Source organism: Spirosoma humi, assembly GCF_054776575.1.
In genome coordinates, this window is the sequence record NZ_BAAHBR010000003.1 from 1 (window position 1) to 17747 (window position 17747).

Sequence of the window (17747 nt, forward strand, 5' to 3'; positions counted from 1 at the left end):
AGGCGCTGGATGGCTTGTACAAGCTGGACAAGGCGGAGTTGGGTCAGTGGCAGGCCAAGGCGCAGGCAGCTGCGGCCGGTCAGGGGGGCAAGCTGGATGCGCAGACCATCGAGAAGCTGGTGGGTCAGATGCAGAAGGGCAAGGCGGTGGATGCCAATAACGGCACCTGTCTGGTGACTATCGTGGCTGTCGCGATTATTCTCTGGGTTGTGGTCGTAGTCGCCGTCGAGGAAGAAATCAGCGTAAACGGTGCTTCAAACGGGCATTCACTGATGCACGAACAACTGGTGGCTTCGATCTGTGCCGTAGCTCCCCAAATCGCTTAAGCCCCTTCTCTTATGAAAACATCACGACGCAATGCCCTGAAACAGATGAGTTTCGCGCTATTGGCTGGCTTTAGTCCGCTGGCTGGATTCGGCTCTACAGGAAAGAGTCGGCCGTTTACGGGGGAAGAAATGTACCGGGGTATCTTTTTTGCCGAAGGAGAATTTGCCAGACTGATTCCCGAAATTCAGTCGCTCAAAGCGGCCTATGCTCCCTCGCAGCCCACGGGGCCTCAGGTCGAAACCGTACGTCGGCAACTGATCGACCAGCTGAAACAAACCGATGCGGCTTTCTTTACCCGGTTCAAAACCGCTTTAATGAGCCAGAACGTACTGGTCGTTCAGCAGCAACTTCGAACCGCTTCGGAGCGTACGGCCCAATCCCTGAAAACGCTTTACAGTACGCCAGCGAGCCAGGGGAATGGCTACCAATTGACGAAAGTGGCGAACTCAGGCCAGGGAGCGGTTATTGTGGTGGCTAATGTGGTTGCCTGCGTCGACGTTATTTACATACTTTGCTCGGCAACCATCTTCGAAGATGAACAAATCGCGACGACTCAGAAAGCATCGCCATTGCTGATCGAGCAGATTGCATTCTCCATCTGTTCGGCTACCCGATCGATTGCGTAATCCGCCTTTATGTATCACAAAACAGCCGACTTTCGAGTGAGAAAGTCGGCTGTTTTTTTATGGCGAATACGCCACTTCGTAAGGAGAATACAGGTGGTCGTATAATAAAATTGAGGGGCAACGGCACGGTTCGCAACTTTCAGACACCAAACAGAATCGGACGACGGATCGGTTTGGCTGACAACAAAAAACGCAACCACTAAACCCCATACGGCTATGAAAGCAACCCGAATCACGTTTGTTGGGATCAGTCTGGTCTGGGCTGGGCTGGCCTTTTTCTCCCTGCTGACCTACGTCAAAGACAACCCCATCCGATTCAGCTATGCGTTTCAGCATAATTTGCGAACGCTATTCCCGCAGGGCTGGGCTTTTTTTACGAAAAGTCCCCGCGATGAAACAATCCAGTTGTACCGCTGGGAAAACAATCAGTTGACCCTGGTGGACGGGCAACGTCAGGCGACGTTTGCTAACCTGATGGGTTTCAGGCGGGCATCGCGTGCCATGAGTGTGGAATATGCTTACCTGCTTTATAACGTAGCCGCCGAAAATTGGGTGCGTTGCGAAAACGATCCCGAATCGTATATCCGCACGCACAAACTGACCAACGTTCGCGTGGAAAACAACACCCCACGGCCTTTTCTGGCGGGTACGTATTACCTCATTCAGAAAGGTATCGTTCCCTGGGCCTGGGCCTCACAGGCCGACCATATTACCCTTCCCTGTTCCATCTTAAAACTCACTGTTGTATGCAAACGCTAACTACACTTGACCGGCACCTGAACACCTTGATGGCGCGTAATCCCTGGACCAATGTGTATGGTTTTGTACGCTCGCTGCTTGCCTTAGGCACACTTTGTACCCTGCTTCTGAACGACATGGGCACGCTCTTCCGGCCCATTGCGGGCCAAACTGACTGCCCGGCCTGCGTGGGGCTGGCTCAGTACAGCTTGTTCTGTTGGCTAGGCGATATCGAAACTGCCCGCTGGGTTTGCGTGGGTATTCTCCTGCTGGTTCTGATTGGCATTTATCCTCGTTTTACGGCGCTGCTGCACGTCTATGTCGGATTTAGTTTTATGTCGACGGCGGTGCTGGTCGATGGGGGGGATCAGGTAACGTTGGTGCTGAGCTTTCTGTTGTTGCCGCTGGCTCTTACCGATCCGCGCACCTGGCACTGGTCGACCGAGCCAATTTCTGAGCCCGACACCTACGCGTTCCGGTTTCGCAAACTCATTGCCCTCACATCGTATTCGCTGTTGCGGCTTCAGGTAGCCCTGATTTATTTCGAAGCCTGCGTGGGTAAGTTCAAAGTAGCGGAATGGGCCGATGGAACCGCTATCTATTACTGGTTCTCGAATCCTACGTTTGGCCTGTCTCCCGAAGTACACAGCCTGTTGTTGCCTATTCTGGCCAATCGCTGGTGCATTGTTCTGCTGACCTGGAGTGTGCTCTTTCTGGAGGGAGGGCTGTTTCTGGGCCTTACGCTCGAACCGAAATACCGCCGGTATATGCTCTGGGCGGGGATAGGTTTTCATTTCATGATTATCCTGATTCATGGCCTACCCACCTTTTTTATGGCCATGACAGCCGCGTTGATTATCTTCCTGCGCCCCTATTATCAGCCGTTCAATTTGCTGCCCGTGGTAGGTCGTTTGCCGAGATGGGTGCCCCGGCTGCCGACCTTTAAATCCGCAAACGTATCGCCTGCACAAGTCTAACCTAAACCCCAATGGGCGGAGCGATTTGCTCCGCCCAGCCAGTGCTGATTATGAACGCAACAATTATTTTCGACGGGGCCTGTGGTGTCTGCAATGCCTACGTTCAGTTTGTGATTCAGCGTGATCCGGCGGGCTACTTCTCGTTTGTTTCGGCCCAGTCGATACGGGGGCAGCAACTACGCAAAACCGTAGGAGATGTATCCGCCGATAGCATTATGCTGATCGAAGGGAACAGCGTGTCTCTAAAGTCGGAGGCTGTCATACGCATTGCGCGTCGGCTGACGGGCTACTGGCGCTGGATATGGTGGTTCCGCTGGCTGCCGCGCGCCCCGCTCGACGCGTTCTACGACAAATTTGCCCGGAACCGGTATCGTTTTGGGAGCGCAACAAGCTGTCGGTTGCTAACGCCTGATCAACAAAATCGTATATTAATCGCCGATAACCAATGATCACCATGACTCAATCTGTCCCATCGCCAACGCGCACCGGGCTAACGCTATTTCTTGCCGGATTGCTCGGTGTTGCTTCCTTATTGACGGTTCAGTTTCCAACAACCAACCTGCCGAAACAGGTACTTGAGCAGTTTTCGCCCGATCAGCTACGCCTGCTGATGCTGGTCAATCCGTTGCTGCTGCTGATTGTCAGTGTGCTCGTTGGGTCGCTACTGTACCGACGCGTTGAGTTGTTTATCCTGCGCCGGGCTGATGTTCGTCCGAACGTCGTCGCAGGCACTATTTTTTTCAACGGCCTGGTGCCAGGTGTAGTGGCGGGTTTACTGATCATCGGCGTCGTTCTGCTGTTCCGTCAACTGATTCCCGGTGAATTAGCTATGCTTGGCAAGGATACCGATTTGACGCCCCTGGCTCGCTTTATGTACGGGGGCGTTACGGAAGAAATCCTTGTGCGGTTTGGTCTGATGACCTTGTTTGTGTGGTTGCTGAGTAAGGTGTTTCGCTCGCTGAGTGGGCTCGTTTACTGGATTGCCATTGTAGGAGCGGCCTTGCTGTTTGGCGCTGGTCACTTGCCGGCCATGCGGCTCATGGTGGCGCAGCCGTCGTCTATGCTGGTCTTGTATATCATACTGGCCAATACCCTGGCCGGTGTTGTTTTCGGCTGGGTGTACTGGCGACATGGCCTTGTGTTTGCCATGATTGCTCACGCGACAGCGCATGTGCTCTTACTAGCCAGTGAGCTAGTACTTGGTCAATAGCGGATTCTTTCGGGAACAGTTCGTGTTACGGACGAGCCGAACCCGTCAATAAACCCATACAGCCGACAGTACTTAATCATTGCAGCATGAAAAGCACACAACCTTTTCGGGTCAATACGATAAGTGAGTATCATCAACTGATGGGGCTGCCCAAACCGGAGCATCCGTTAATCAGTGTACTTAACTTTGAGATGATCAAACGCCAGTCGGGCGATGGGCCCACGAACCTCATTAATAACTTTTATTCCATTGCGCTCAAGCGAAATTTCAATGGCAAGCTGAAATATGGTCAGCAGGCGTATGACTTCGACGAGGGGATACTGCTTTTTATGGCGCCTGGGCAGGTTTTTTCCATTGAGGTCGAGGGGGATCTAAAACACACGGGATGGATGCTGCTGGTCCATCCCGATTATTTCTGGAATACATCGCTGGCCAAAGCCATAAAGCAATACGATTATTTTAGCTATTCGGTGCATGAAGCCCTGCACCTCTCGGAGAAAGAAGAAGCCCTGCTCGCCGGTATCATGCAAAGTATCGCGCAGGAGTATCATTCACCCATCGATACATTCAGCCAGAACGTAATCATTGCCCAGCTTGATTTATTGCTGACCTACGCCGACCGGTTCTACCATCGCCAGTTTATTACCCGGAAAATCACGAATCATAAGCTTCTGACCCGGCTGGAAGCTATCCTTGATGCGTATTTCGCTAGCAATGATCTGGTTGAGAAGGGGTTGCCAACGGTTCAATACATCGCCGATGCCCTGAACGTATCGCCCAATTACCTCAGTGTGTTGCTGAACATGTTGACCGGCCAAAGTACCCAGCAGCACATACACGATAAACTGATCGAAAAAGCCAAAGAGAAATTAACGACGACGGCTTTATCGGTCAGTGAAATAGCCTACGAACTAGGGTTTGAGCATTCGCAGTCGTTCAGTAAATTATTCAAAAGCAAAACCAATCTCTCGCCTTTAGACTTCCGCCATTCGTTCAATTGATCAGGCTCGGCGATTAGTAAAGAAACGGCTACAACAATCAACGATTCAACTACAACCCTGCTTGTTGAGGTATCGACCTTTGTCTGGTAAACCAAAACAACGTGTTATGAAAATCGTAGTGACCGGTTCGTTAGGACATATCGGCCAACCGCTGGCAACGGAGTTGGTGCAAAAAGGACATACCGTTACGGTAATCAGCAGCAAGCCGGAAAAACAGACGGCCATTGAAGCGCTGGGTGCTACAGCCGCCATTGGCTCACTGGAAGATGTAGATTTTCTGGTCGCGGCCTTCACCGGTGCCGATGCCGTGTATGCCATGGTGCCACCCAGCTATGCTGAACCCGATCAGGTAGCCTATTACCGGAGAATCGTCGGTAAGTACATACAGGCCATCCAGCAGTCGGGTGTGCAACGGGTGGTGTATCTCAGCAGCTACGGTGCGCACCTGGACAAGGGTACCGGATTGATCCTCGGTTCTCACCATACCGAAGGCATGCTGAATGCGCTTTCGGATGTAGCCATCACGCATTTGCGCCCCGGCTATTTCTACTACAATTTGTACAACTTTGTTTCGATGATTAAAGAACAGGGCTTTATCGGGACAAATTATGGGGGTGATGATCGGCTGGTGATGGTTGCCCCGAGCGATATTGCCGCGGTGGCTGCCGAAGAACTCGCAGCGCCCGCTACGGGAATCAACGTGCGCTACATAGCCAGTGATGACCTTGTCGCCAGCGAAGTAGCTCATATCCTGGGAGCCGCCATTGGCAAGCCTGACCTGAAGTGGGTTGTTTTCAGTGATGAACAGGTGACAGATGCGATGACGAAGGCCGGGCTACCGCCCGCTTTTGTGGCTGGCTTTGTCGAGCTGGGGGCTAGTATTCACAGTGGTGCCTTGCGGGAGGACTATGACCTGCACAAGCCAGCCGTTATGGGTAACGTAAAGCTGGCTGATTTTGCGAACGAGTTTGCCGCTTCTTTTTAATACTCCCTGCTTTTTCTGAAGAGGTTGCCTCAAAAAAGGCAACCTCTTTCTTCGTTTCTAGAAGTCCGTCTCATCCTCGTTCCGCTCGAACCATAGTTGGGGAACCGTCACCGTTTCGTACCAGTAGGCGCGTAGCTTGCCGACGTAGGCCTTCCACCCCGCGTAACTGTCTGGTTTCTGTGTATAGGCGCTCGCTCCCGCCATATAGGCCGCTATCGTATCAACATCTTCGCGGCTCGAAGACAGCATGACCACGGGCAGAAAACGTCCCTGAGGGTGGCTTCGGATGAGTTTCAGAAATTCGAGTCCACTCAAACCGACCTGTAAATTGACATCCAGCAAAATTAAACGGGGCCCTTTACCGGTCAGGTCACTCATGTATTGAGCCGCTTCTGCATAGCTGCTAACGTGCGTAAAGGTAGCTTCGGGGAAGATCTGTTTCGCCGAACGAGTGAGCAGGTCGGCTATACTGGGATCATCATCGACTAAAAGAATGGGATAACTATAGGGCATTGAAACGGGTGATTACAGCTTGTAATCCTACTCAACCTATTGACTAGGGTATAAGGTTTCGTTTTTTTGTAAATAGGTGTCAGGAATCTGCTTCGGTTTCGCTGATCGTCAACAAAGAGTAGTTGTTGGCCTGGGTATAGGAAAACGAAAAACAACTTCTAACAAATATGTTTCATAAATCTTCCCGGCGGACGTTTCTTAAGTCGTCAGCGTTGGCTGGACTGGTTCCCACATTAGGGCCGGCGCCAACCCTGACCGATCGATTGATAGGTGGTTCCGACAAAGACACGGGACTTGTTTTTCTGTTCCAGGGCGACTCCATTACAGATGGGAACCGAGGCCGTTCCACCGATCCGAACCACATCATGGGTCACGGATATGCCTTCTCGATAGCCAGCAGAATTGGCGCCGACTTTCCCGACCGGGATTTTGTTTTTTATAATCGGGGGATTAGTGGAAACAAATTGACGGATCTGCAAAAACGCTGGCCAACCGATACGCTGGACCTCAAACCCGATGTACTCAGTATCCTCATTGGCATCAACGACACGGCGGCAACGATCGATAAATCCAATGAAGCAATTACAATGGTGCAGTTTGAAACAATCTACCGCAGCTTACTGGAAGAAAGCAGGCAGAGGAAGCCCGATATGCTCCTTGTGTTAGGTATTCCCTTTGTGTATCCAGTGGGTAAGCGCAGCGAAAACTGGGAACAGTGGCGGGCTGATACGGCTGCCCGTCAGGTCGTTATCCGAAAACTGGCCACCGAATTTGATGCGGTTCTGGTCGATTACCCGGCCGTGCTGGATAAGGCAATTGCCCGAAAAAACGCTGAATACTGGGTATGGGATGGTATTCATCCAACCGTATCGGCCCACGAACTTATGGCGCGAGAGTGGATTAAGCAAGTAAGCCACCGGCTGAAATTTCTACGAAAATATAAGCCTTTCGATTGAAAAGCTGTTTATGGTATTTCCACGGTCCGTGTCCTCACGGACCGTTCGTGCGTCAGCCAAGCTGCCATCGGATAAGCGGTCCGTGAGGACACGGACCGTGGAAATGAAAATAGAACAACCCCGGCATCCCCTCCCGAAGAAGTGATGACGGGGTTGTTCTATTTAACGAAAACTAAGCCAGTTCGATAAAAAATTCTTCTTTGGCGCGACGCACTTTCGGCGCTTTTGCCAGAAAATCCTTTTCTTCATCGCGGTAGCCGAGTGCAACCAGCGCCACGCTTCGTAAGCCTTTGGCTGGTAGATCCAGAAGCTCGTCGAGGGCTGCCGGATTGAAGCCTTCTATAGGTGTAGCATCAACATGTTCGGTGGCGGCTGCAATCAGCGCTGAACCTAAACCGATGTAAGCCTGGCGAGAGGCCCAGACCGCCAGCTCCTCCGGCGTTTTAGACAAAAGACCACCTTTTATCGAGTCAGAAAAAGGAGTCAGTGACTCAACCGGAACCTGCCGGGTGTCGGCAATTAATTTGATGTAGGTATCAATCTGAGATGCCTCTATAGTTGTCCAATAGGCGAAAACCAGCAAATGCGAGCCTTCCACGATTTGTGGTTGTGGACAAGCCTTTTCATGAATTTTTCCTTTCAATTCATGATTGTCGATCACAATCACATTATAAGGCTGTAATCCGACCGATGACGCCGACAAGCGGATGGATTCCAGAATCGTGTCCACTTTTTCGGCTGGTACTTTCTGGCCGTTCATTTTTTTTGCGGCATACCGCCAGTTCATTGCTTCAAGTAATTCCATGGTAGGTTGTTTTTTATATCGTTACTGGTTAACAAGCTTCGCCGGGCGCACAGGCTGGGCCATCGGTCGATAATTCCGTGAGGACAGGTCTGGATTTTTCCCACTCAGCCCAGGCGGTTTCGAGCGCACCCAAAAACGTTTCGGGCTGCTGGGCTCCCGAAACGGCATATCGCCGATTCAGAACAAAGAACGGGACACCACGGGCACCAACTTGCTGGGCTTCGTATACATCCTGTTTGACAGCTTCGGCAAACTGATGGCTACTCAGGAGTTGCTCAACAGCGACCTTATCCAGGCCAATTTCCAGACCCAGTTCAAGCAGCGTTGCGTGATCGGATGTGTCGCGGCCTTCGGTGAAGTAGGCTTTAAACAGACGTTCTTCGGCGGCATCACCCAGGCCATGTTGTTTTGCCAGTTGGATGAGTCGGTGCGCATCCCACGAGTTGGCAACAACGGCCTTGTCGAAGTCGTACGACAAACCCACTTCGCGGGCCATTGCCGTTACGCGGTCGTTCATTTGCTTCGCTTCGGCCAGGCTCCAGCCTTTTACTTCAGCCAGGTACTGATTAATCGTTTTGTCGGGCTCCGTTTTCATGTCCGGGTTAAGCTGAAAACTCTTCCAGACAATGTTTACCTGATCTTTGTGCGCAAACTGGCCCAAGGCGTGCTCAAACTTTCGCTTGCCGATGTAGCAGAAAGGGCACATGATGTCACTCCAGATTTCAACGTCCATTGGTTTCCTGATTAAGCCGCTTTGGCCAGCTGAATGTTAGCCGATAGTTTGATGTCTTCGCCAAGGGCCAGGCCACCCGTTTCCGTTAAGGCGTTGTAGGTCAAGCCAAACTCCTTCCGATTTACTTTTCCTGTAACCTCGAAACCAAATTTCTGATTGCCATAGCCATCTTTGGCCGTTCCACCGTACTCTGCTTTCAGGGTGACGGGTTTGGTAATGCCTTTAATGGTCAGGTCGCCAGTCATTTCATATTCGTCGTCGTCAACTTTTTTGAAGGAAGTCGATTTGAACACGATTTTTGGATAGGTGGCCGCATCGAAAAAGTCGGCTGCTTTCAGGTGGGTATCGCGCATTTCCTGATTGGTGTCAACGCTGTCTACGTCCAGTGAAAAATGAACTTCGGCATTGTCAAAATCATCGTGCTCGGTGGTGGCGCCCCCTTCGAAATTCCGGAATGTACCAGTTACCGTTGAGATGACCAGGTGCTTTACCTTAAATTGGATTTCGGAGTGCATAGGGTCAACGACCCATTTTGTTGTTGCCATGATTGTATGTACTGATTTGATTGGTTATTGCGTTTGCTATATTTCGTAATCGTGCGTGGTGTTGCGTAGTGGCTTTTCTAGTGATGGTATAAAAACTAACAGTGTTAGTGATAAGGCAAAAAAATTAACCGTTCAATGCCTTGATAAAACCATCGACGGCGTCTTTCAGAACCAACTGGCTCCACGGGTTTTCATTGGGTTGCTGGTCAATGAGTTGGATGGATACTAGCCCATGTAAAATGGACCAATACGTATGAAACTTCAGGAAGGCATTGACTTCGGGCTGCTGACTGTTGTTGATCGCATGCTGGATAACATGGATGAGTAACTCCGAAAACTGCTTTATCTCAGCCACCTGATTCACCTGTTCGCAACGGGGGATACCCAGCCCAAACATAACCTGGTAGTACTCTTTATGGGCAATAGCGAAATCCCAATACCCTTGTGCAATAGCTACCAATTGCTGACTGGGGTCTGGTTGGCTATCCCGTTGCTGGATAATGACTTCCGTCAATAGGCGAAAGCCTTCTTTGGTGAACTCCTGCAGGATAGCGTCCTTATTTTCGAAATGAGTGTAAATGACAGGAACACTGTATTCGATGGCGTCGGCGATTTTACGGATCGAGAGCGCCTGCCAGCCTTCTTCCAGAACGAGCTGCCAGGCCGCCTGCAAGATGCTGGTTTTCACTTCTTCCTTTTGCCGTAACCGACGTTCCAGGATTCCCATTTTGGGTGGTGTTATGCTTTATAACGGTGTTAACTAATCTAGGGGCTGTAAAAGTTTCCGGTTGTCTGATATTATTTTAACTGACCTATGTAAATAGACGTTATTCCCCTAAAATGGCGGGTATAAGAAGTCGATCGCGTCAATTTCAAGAAACAGAGGGCATATCAGCTACGGGTTACTTGAGGTCAGCCGCTTGCTTGTAACTATCCGCCCCGGCTTGTAAGCGTTTCTGAATGTTATGACGAAGTCGCTCGGGTTCGAGAACACGCATTCCATCGCCAAACCCCAGAATTTCTTTTTCCAGCTCGAAATTGTGCTGTACGGTTAATTGAATAACAATACCATCATGCCTTCGCTCCAGTACTTGCTGCGACTGGTGAAGCGGCTTTGTTTCTACATAAGGTGCGTGTAAACGGCTTACAAATAGTTTTGCCTTGAGCGGCCGAACATTAAGGCCCACGGATACACCGATGACGTCCCGGTAAAACAAGTCTGGGTCGAAGTTCTGGTTGGGAATGTAAGCAATATCGGACGCAGTCGCTATCGTGGCAATCCGGTCCAGCGCCAGATTTATGGGAAAACCTTTACCATCGCGTACACCAACGACAAACCAGCGATTCTTGAATTCTTTCAGCCACCACGCATGAAACGTAACTAGTTGCGGAAGTCGAGCCGAGAATGACTGGTACTGAATCCGGAGCACCCGGTTATGAATAATGGCCTGGTACAGATCGTCCAGGAAATGAAGCCCTTTCAGACTTTCATTTTTCTCGAAGTCAATAACGGACACCGACTTACGGGCAGTTGAATACACATGATCTTCCAGTTTCTGAACCACTTCATTCAGCGCCGTGAAATGGGTAAAGCCTTTGAATTGCCGGAGTACGTCAACGGCCTCATTCATTCGGGACAGATCGCTATCCGACAGGGGAATATTGGTGATGCTGTAGGTCGGGTCTTCGTAGGTGTAATATTTTTTATCGACCACCAGAATAGGGGCGAAGTAGCCCAGCTTCTCGCTTCGCATTAATTGAAGATCAGCCTGAATCGTGCGCCGACTAATGCCCTTGTCGATGCCTTTGTATTCATACAGCGATGCAGACACTTTTTCGATCAGGTCGTCGAGCGTCCACTTACGTTGTCTGTTGCGCAGGCAGGCATCAATGGTTTTGTAACGAATAAGAGCATTACGATTGGCGGGCATGGGTCGAGGGCAGAGGTAAGGACGAAATTTTAGAAAAATGAGAAAAAAAATTGTCCTGCGCAAAAACACTGCGCAGGACCTATAAACATTTGTCGCGACGGTTCGCCAGCGATGATGTGCCGTTGCGCAGTTCGCCGTTGCGCGGTTCGCCGTTGCGACAGAAACGAACATGATCAAACCGGATGCGGGTTTCTGTACAGCCTCCTAGTATCGCAGCCGCTGGCTGATCGTGATATGCTGTTGATTGTGCGTTGGTTCTGTCGATAAAGTGCAGGGTCGAATCCCTGCTGTCAACCTAACACGTTGATTCATTGGGTGGAAGAAGAAGGGCACTTCTAAAAAGCTCACCTGAAAGAAAATGCTGAAAGAGATGGAATACGTAGAAAAAATCGCGGATAAAATCAGCTCGATTTCAGTGCCCAGCGATGGCTCGATGATCGATCAGTTGAAACAGCTTTTCGTTCGTGGCCAATCCCAGTAATAATAGTAGCACGAAACCATACAGTTCGTGCGGGCAAGTTCTCAAACCTCACCAGGTCAGATTTAAGGATCTGACTACACATATAGTATATAATGCATTGTTAGTCAGAAGATTAAGGTAACTCATAAAGATACAACACATGGAAACGACTGTCTCACTTGACGATATTTTAGTATTGGCCCCCATTCCCGCTCACTTACAACCTGATTTTCTACGGGTAGCCAATGGGCTCATCCAACGTGCCGACTACCCTAAAGAGAAAGCCATGGGGTTGCTGGCGCAGATGCTTCACAATCCAAAAAAGTTTGCCTTTTCCAAGAACAAAGTCACGAATCTGGCCCGCTCCATTTATGACCTGAATAAGCAGGGAGTTGCTGTCCCACTCAGCGAAACGGGTCTAACTTTGCTGCCACGCGAGGTAGCACCGTCCGTGTTGGTGAACCAGGAAAAACAACCGGAAATTGAGTTTGGACTGCGTACGGACCCTTTGCCGTATGCCGTATTTGGCCGGGAGCAAATTGAAGAAGGGGCACTGACGCAAATGCAAACGGCGGCTAGTTTACCCATTTCGGTGGCCGGGGCGCTCATGCCCGACGCTCACCAGGGCTATGGTCTTCCCATTGGCGGGGTGTTGGCTACCGATGAGCATACGGTAATTCCCTATGCCGTTGGCGTCGATATTGCCTGTCGCATGTGCCTGTCCGTATTCGATTTGCCACCCGCCTTTCTGGCTCGTGAACCGCATCTGCTCAAAAAGTCGCTGGTGGAAGAGACCAAGTTTGGAATGGGGGGCGAAACCCGTAAAAAAATCGATGAGAGCGTTATGGATTTACCCGATTGGCAGGCTACTAAAGTGATTCGCGATTTGAAAGATAAGGCTTACCGCCAGTTGGGAAGCTCCGGTACGGGAAATCACTTTGTGGAGTGGGGAATTATAGCGGTTCCGGAGACGGAAACCCCAGCCGAGCCTTCAGGACTGAACCTACCACCGAGCGAATACCTGGCTCTGCTATCGCATTCGGGCTCGCGCGGATTCGGTGCCGCCATAGCCAACACCTATTCAAAACTGGCTATGCAGAAAACCAGACTTCCCAAACAGGCGGCTCATCTGGCTTGGCTCGACCTGAACACCGAAGAAGGGCAGGCGTACTGGATCGGTATGAGTTTGGCGGGTGACTATGCCTCGGCTAATCACCACGAAATCCATAACAAGCTGGCCAGAGCAATAGGGCAAAAGCCTCTGGTGATGGTGGAGAACCACCACAATTTTGCCTGGAAAGAGCAATTAGCCGACGGTCGTCACGTCATCGTTCACCGCAAAGGTGCCACACCCGCCGGAGCCGGTGTGTTGGGCATTATTCCGGGCTCGATGACCCAGCCGGGTTTCGTGGTGCAGGGGCGGGGCAATGCCGAATCCATCAACTCGGCGTCGCACGGGGCCGGGCGGCTTATGTCCAGAAGTCAGGCGTTCAATACATTGACCCGCTCTCAGTGGAACAAGTCTCTACAGGCCGCTGGCGTTCAGCTTGTTGGTGGCGATTTGGATGAAGCACCGATGGTGTATAAAAACATCGATACCGTCATCAACGCGCAACGGGATCTGGTCTCGGTGCTGGCTACCTTCACGCCTAAAATTGTTCGGATGGCCGACGCAAACCGGAAAGAGGGGCGGGAGGACTAGTAGTCTATCCTTTATGGCCTTGTATGAGCATTTCCGTCTAATGGCTGACGCAAGAAGTAGAGACGCATACTTGCGTCTCTACAATTCGCTGGATGATGGGAAACTTATACCAAGACAAATACCGAATAGATTCCGCCCGCCTAACAGAATACGATTATGGGTCTAATGGGATGTATTTTGTAACGATCTGTGCTCGTAATAAATATCTATATTTTGGGGAGATTGAGCCGGATCCTGCCATCTTGTGTCCGTCAGCGATTGGGCGGATTGCTATTGACTGCTGGCTATCTATTCCAAATTACTTTCCATTTATTGAGCTGGACACGTTTCAGGTGATGCCTAATCACTTGCACGGTATTCTGGCGATTTGTAAACCAGAAACAGAACAGATTTACGGACAGCCTAACCAGTTTGGACCACAACAGGAAAATCTGGCGGCTGTCATACGAGGCTTCAAAGCGGGCGTAACAAAACAGACAAAGCTAAATCAGATCGAATTCGGCTGGCAACCTCGTTATTACGATCGTGTTGTCCGAAATCAGAATGAACTAGATCGCATCCGTACGTATATCGAAAATAATCCAACCAAATGGGCGGATGACCATAGCAATCTAGAAGGTTTATACATGTAGAGACGCATACTTGCGTCTCCTTATCCGGATGGTTTCTCATGCGTTAGCTAAAGCCATCCGGGCAGGGAGACGCAAATATGCGTCTCTACATGTAAATTCAACGCGAATAAGGTTAATTTCGCCTGTTCAACGGCTTCACTACGATAAACGAAGCCTCCGGACATGCGACTACCTAATCAGCTTTAACCCTAACGAACTAATGCAGGCAACCACCGCAGCGGGCCAGCCAAAACCAGCCGCTTTTACCGAAAATAAATACCTCATTACCCTAATTTTTGTTACGTCGCTTTTCATGTTCTGGGGCATCGCCATCACGATGGGCGATGTGTTAAACAAGCATTTTCAACACGTTTTGAGTCTCACCAAGACACAATCGGCTTTTGTCCAGTTTGCTATTTTTGGGGCCTACTTTGTGATGGGCATTCCCGCCGGGCTGTTCATGAAGCGATTTGGATATAAAAATGGCGTGCTGTTAGGGCTGTCCCTGTTTGCGCTGGGTTCGTTCTTGTTCGTTCCGGCGGCTGCGGCTGCGTCTTTCACGTATTTTGGCATTGCCCTCTTTATCCTGGGATGCGGGATTTCAACCCTCGAAACAGTTGCTCACCCGTTTGTGGCTTCTCTGGGTGACCAGCGGACCAGCGATCAGCGCATTAATTTTGCGCAGGCGTTCAACGCCTTAGGCGCCATCATCGGACCGGCTATCGGCTCTTATTTTCTGCTACGGAACAATACCGAAGGAAGTACCGACCTGACATCGGTTAAGGTATTATACATTGTGATCGGTAGCGTTATTGCGACCATTGCCATCCTGTTCTCTTTTGTGAAAGTGCCTGCCCTGACCGATCCGCACGCCGTTGTGGCCGACCCTGAGGCTGCCAATGTGGACACCGCTCCCGGAAAAACACTTTTCGAGCACAAGCACTTCATCTGGGCGGTTATTGCTCAGTTTTTCAATGTGGCTGCACAGGGCGGAACCTGGGCATTCTTCATTAACTATGGTCACGAGAAAATGGGTTTTTCCGACGCTACGGCGGGCAACTACATGGTGCTATTCATGGGACTCATGCTGGCTGGACGTTTTGTGGGCACGTTCCTGATGCGGGTGATCGCGCCCCACTCGTTACTGGCTATTTTTGCTTTGTGCAACATCGTGATGTGCCTTATCATCACTCAAAGTTTGGGCTGGCCCTCGTTCATTGCGCTGTTGATGCTTAATTTCTTTTTCAGCATCATGTTCCCAACCATATTCAGTCTGGGCTTGAAAAACCTGGGCTCGCATACGCAGCAGGCATCTTCCTTTATTTCGATGGGGGTCGTTGGGGGAGCTGTTTTTCCCTTTTTGATGGGCATGGCGGCCGAACACGATGTGGCATCGGCCTATTACCTGCCTATTATCTGTTACGCCGTTATCTTCCTGTTCGGAGCCAAATTCTACAAGGTGAACTGATTGGGTGCTGATTTGAAAGACAGCCAGCCGTGAGTCGACTCGATTGCAGTCACTAATGGCTGGCTGTCTTATAGCCTATGCCCTACCTTTTACCGTCCATTGTTCGACTATTTTTCCCTGGTCGAAGCGAAAAATCTCATAAACCATCGTAGGCTTACCCGCTAATTGGCCTTCTGCCTGAATGACCACGAAGTCGCCTTCACTGATTGTTCGGTGAATCGTTGACATAGCCAGGGTGGCAGCCTGTAGATAAGTACGCAACCCCGTAAGCCCGTTGGCAATGTCAGGGTTGTGCTGGATGAGGTCATCGGCCACAAATTCGGACAAAGCCTGTACCTGCTTGTCAATGAAGACACGCTGGTAAAACTCAACCGCCATCGTTGTATTGGTAGCGGTCAAGGTTGCATCCTCAATCGGTAGTGGCCCGTCCATCAGGGCGTTCCCGTTGGCCGTTTTCTCGGGCTGGTCCTGAACCGCGTCCCAATGTTCGGCTACCTGGTCGTTCTCAAACCGGAATAGGTCGACGACTATTTTCTGGTTACCTCCCCAGTCAAAACTCAGGTTTGTGATCACGTATTCATCTTCCGCAATAAGCCGCATGAACGGGGCTTTCGAAGAGGTTGGTTTGGGCATCTGCTTCATCAGATTCAGCGCGTCAAGAACGCCGGCTTTGCCGGGCTTCAGGGCTGTACTGTGCTGGATGTAGTTATCGGCAATAAGCTGCTCGGCAAAGGCAACGTCGCCCTGGGCTACAGCCCGCCGGTAAAAATCGCGTATGAGTGATTTATGTCGTGTTTCTTTCTGCATGATCGATGATGAGTTGGCCGTCCGTCTGGACAGCGGTTTGGTACACGATAGAGACAGGACTGCCAAGAAGCACAGCATGCCCGTGGTGAAATCGTGAAATTTCATGATGTGAAAATTTAATACTGGAGGAAATGACCTATACTGTCTGGCAAGCCGTAGACATGGGTTTGCCGCTGCAGGTAGCCGGGCAGCACAGCAGAAAACACCCAACCTGTTTTCGGTGGGCAGTTTCAGACTAGGTTAGCGGTATGTGATCGTGCGATTCGTAGCGATAAAGGTATTGATTTTATTCTGAAAAAGATTTTTAGCATAGTGGTAAAGAATTTTAACCACGGAGGCACCAAGAACACCGAGGCTGTGAAGGACATAATTAGCCCGTTCGTGCTCTGTGTTCTTGGTGCCTCCGTGGTTAAAATTTTTTCCGTGGTTAAAAGTTTTTATAGTAATAGCCTGGTAATAATAGATCAGCTTCCCGGCTGGGAATTCGCCAGTTTCTGTTTCAGATCAAACGTTTGTGCCGCAAAAACAATCAGGATATGGTGTTCATCGAAGGCTCGTTTTACGGCAATAATCGCTTCGCTCAAGGCTGCCTGGGCGTTCGTCGTGGACGGATTGATCCAGAACCACAACACAAACTGCACGTTGGCATCGGCAAAATTTCGGTAATGCAACTCGACGGGATGACCTTTCAGGACAAATGGGAGGCTGGCAACGGCGGTTTTGGCAACCTGCTGGGCCTTCGCCAGATCGTCGATGTACGAAACACCGGCTGCCAGCTCGATTCGGCGAATGCCGATCCGCGAAAAATTGGTGATTGGTTTCTGAAAGACATCTTTGGACGGAATCTCGACGGTCTGGCCCTGTCCGTTATCCATCACAACGGAGCGCAGTTTGATGTCGAGCACTTTGCCCGTGTACCCATTGGTTTCGACCGTATCGCCTACCTGAATTGGTCGGGCCAGGGCAATCATCGTTCCCGAAATGAAATTGGCGGTCAAATCCTGAAACGCAAAACCGACCGCCAGGGCAATGACACCGGCACCAGCCAGCAACGAGGTTACCGTTTTGTCGAGGCCCAATACACCCAGCGCCACAAAGAGCCCCACGGCAATAACCATGACCCTGACCAGTGCCCCCGTCAGGTTGACGAGCGATTGGTTGGCGCTGACCCGGCGTAGCCCACCCACCATTCCCTGGCTTACCCAACGCGATAAAAAGGTAAACAAAACAAAGACGATGATCGCCACGGCCAGTTCGGGCAAAAATCGGATGGTGTTACGTATCCAGAGAGAAAGTTCGGCGTAAATAAGGCCGGTAGCCTGAGAAAAATCCATTGAGCAAAGGTAATCGTG

At 50.6% G+C, this 17747-nt stretch carries 21 protein-coding genes; 13 read left to right on the forward strand and 8 right to left on the reverse strand.

The window, feature by feature from the left end:
• The 8 genes from ACYU8Y_RS03585 to ACYU8Y_RS03620 form a co-directional block, all read left to right on the forward strand.
• On the forward strand, positions 1 to 326 hold a 326-nt coding region (locus ACYU8Y_RS03585; protein ID WP_460934282.1), incomplete at its 5' end, for a hypothetical protein.
• A 12-nt stretch (positions 327 to 338) separates the two neighbouring features.
• The gene (locus ACYU8Y_RS03590; protein ID WP_460934284.1) at positions 339 to 953 is read left to right on the forward strand and encodes a hypothetical protein; all 615 of its coding nucleotides are present in this window, start codon (positions 339 to 341) and stop codon (positions 951 to 953) included.
• A 216-nt stretch (positions 954 to 1169) separates the two neighbouring features.
• A complete protein-coding gene (locus tag ACYU8Y_RS03595; protein ID WP_460934286.1) occupies positions 1170 to 1712 on the forward strand; it encodes an SdpA family antimicrobial peptide system protein in 543 nt (180 codons plus the stop codon).
• Complete coding sequence (locus ACYU8Y_RS03600) at positions 1700 to 2668, forward strand: sporulation-delaying protein SdpB family protein (protein ID WP_460934287.1); 969 nt, start codon at positions 1700 to 1702, stop codon at positions 2666 to 2668. Before ACYU8Y_RS03595 ends, ACYU8Y_RS03600 begins: the two co-directional genes overlap by 13 nt.
• 50 nt (positions 2669 to 2718) lie before the next feature.
• The gene (locus tag ACYU8Y_RS03605; RefSeq protein ID WP_460934288.1) at positions 2719 to 3117 is read left to right on the forward strand and encodes a thiol-disulfide oxidoreductase DCC family protein; all 399 of its coding nucleotides are present in this window, start codon (positions 2719 to 2721) and stop codon (positions 3115 to 3117) included.
• A gap of 5 nt (positions 3118 to 3122) precedes the next feature.
• A complete protein-coding gene (locus tag ACYU8Y_RS03610) occupies positions 3123 to 3878 on the forward strand; it encodes a CPBP family glutamic-type intramembrane protease (RefSeq protein ID WP_460934289.1) in 756 nt (251 codons plus the stop codon).
• Between the two features lie 86 nt (positions 3879 to 3964).
• Complete coding sequence (locus tag ACYU8Y_RS03615; protein ID WP_460934290.1) at positions 3965 to 4879, forward strand: helix-turn-helix domain-containing protein; 915 nt, start codon at positions 3965 to 3967, stop codon at positions 4877 to 4879.
• A 106-nt stretch (positions 4880 to 4985) separates the two neighbouring features.
• On the forward strand, positions 4986 to 5864 hold the full coding sequence (locus ACYU8Y_RS03620) for an NmrA family NAD(P)-binding protein (protein ID WP_460934292.1): 879 nt from the start codon (positions 4986 to 4988) through the stop codon (positions 5862 to 5864).
• Positions 5865 to 5921: 57 nt separating this feature from the next.
• Here the strand turns inward: ACYU8Y_RS03620 and ACYU8Y_RS03625 are convergent, their stop codons facing one another.
• The gene (locus tag ACYU8Y_RS03625) at positions 5922 to 6377 is read right to left on the reverse strand and encodes a response regulator (protein WP_460934294.1); all 456 of its coding nucleotides are present in this window, start codon (positions 6375 to 6377) and stop codon (positions 5922 to 5924) included.
• Positions 6378 to 6544: 167 nt separating this feature from the next.
• On the opposite strand from ACYU8Y_RS03625, the gene ACYU8Y_RS03630 reads away from it, so the two are divergent.
• Positions 6545 to 7333 (forward strand): GDSL-type esterase/lipase family protein, encoded by a 789-nt coding sequence (locus ACYU8Y_RS03630; protein WP_460934296.1) that lies wholly within the window; start codon positions 6545 to 6547, stop codon positions 7331 to 7333.
• A gap of 172 nt (positions 7334 to 7505) precedes the next feature.
• Here ACYU8Y_RS03630 and ACYU8Y_RS03635 read toward each other — a convergent pair whose 3' ends face one another.
• From ACYU8Y_RS03635 to ACYU8Y_RS03655, 5 genes are all read right to left on the reverse strand, one after another.
• On the reverse strand, positions 7506 to 8138 hold the full coding sequence (locus tag ACYU8Y_RS03635; protein ID WP_460934298.1) for an NAD(P)H-dependent oxidoreductase: 633 nt from the start codon (positions 8136 to 8138) through the stop codon (positions 7506 to 7508).
• A 28-nt stretch (positions 8139 to 8166) separates the two neighbouring features.
• Positions 8167 to 8871 carry a DsbA family oxidoreductase gene (locus ACYU8Y_RS03640; RefSeq protein WP_460934300.1) on the reverse strand — a complete coding sequence of 235 codons (705 nt, stop codon included), beginning with the start codon at positions 8869 to 8871 and terminating at the stop codon, positions 8167 to 8169.
• 11 nt (positions 8872 to 8882) lie between these two features.
• A complete protein-coding gene (locus tag ACYU8Y_RS03645; protein ID WP_460934302.1) occupies positions 8883 to 9416 on the reverse strand; it encodes a YceI family protein in 534 nt (177 codons plus the stop codon).
• Between the two features lie 124 nt (positions 9417 to 9540).
• Positions 9541 to 10143 (reverse strand): TetR/AcrR family transcriptional regulator, encoded by a 603-nt coding sequence (locus ACYU8Y_RS03650; RefSeq protein WP_460934304.1) that lies wholly within the window; start codon positions 10141 to 10143, stop codon positions 9541 to 9543.
• A 175-nt stretch (positions 10144 to 10318) separates the two neighbouring features.
• Positions 10319 to 11347, reverse strand: a complete 1029-nt coding sequence (locus ACYU8Y_RS03655) for a helix-turn-helix transcriptional regulator (RefSeq protein ID WP_460934306.1) — start codon at positions 11345 to 11347, stop codon at positions 10319 to 10321.
• Between the two features lie 358 nt (positions 11348 to 11705).
• Between ACYU8Y_RS03655 and ACYU8Y_RS03660 the strand changes: the two genes are divergently transcribed.
• From ACYU8Y_RS03660 to fucP, 4 genes are all read left to right on the forward strand, one after another.
• Positions 11706 to 11828: a hypothetical protein gene (locus tag ACYU8Y_RS03660; RefSeq protein ID WP_460934308.1), complete on the forward strand. Its 123-nt coding sequence runs from the start codon at positions 11706 to 11708 to the stop codon at positions 11826 to 11828.
• 139 nt (positions 11829 to 11967) lie between these two features.
• Positions 11968 to 13509: an RtcB family protein gene (locus ACYU8Y_RS03665; protein WP_460934310.1), complete on the forward strand. Its 1542-nt coding sequence runs from the start codon at positions 11968 to 11970 to the stop codon at positions 13507 to 13509.
• Between the two features lie 92 nt (positions 13510 to 13601).
• A complete protein-coding gene (locus ACYU8Y_RS03670) occupies positions 13602 to 14141 on the forward strand; it encodes a transposase (RefSeq protein ID WP_460934312.1) in 540 nt (179 codons plus the stop codon).
• Positions 14142 to 14340: 199 nt separating this feature from the next.
• Positions 14341 to 15588, forward strand: a complete 1248-nt coding sequence (gene fucP, locus ACYU8Y_RS03675; protein WP_460934314.1) for an L-fucose:H+ symporter permease — start codon at positions 14341 to 14343, stop codon at positions 15586 to 15588.
• 75 nt (positions 15589 to 15663) lie between these two features.
• Here fucP and ACYU8Y_RS03680 read toward each other — a convergent pair whose 3' ends face one another.
• Together ACYU8Y_RS03680 and ACYU8Y_RS03685 are read right to left on the reverse strand one after the other, a co-directional pair.
• Positions 15664 to 16500 (reverse strand): nuclear transport factor 2 family protein, encoded by an 837-nt coding sequence (locus tag ACYU8Y_RS03680; RefSeq protein ID WP_460934316.1) that lies wholly within the window; start codon positions 16498 to 16500, stop codon positions 15664 to 15666.
• 359 nt (positions 16501 to 16859) lie between these two features.
• On the reverse strand, positions 16860 to 17729 hold the full coding sequence (locus tag ACYU8Y_RS03685) for a mechanosensitive ion channel family protein (protein ID WP_460934318.1): 870 nt from the start codon (positions 17727 to 17729) through the stop codon (positions 16860 to 16862).
• Positions 17730 to 17747: the final 18 nt, after the last annotated feature.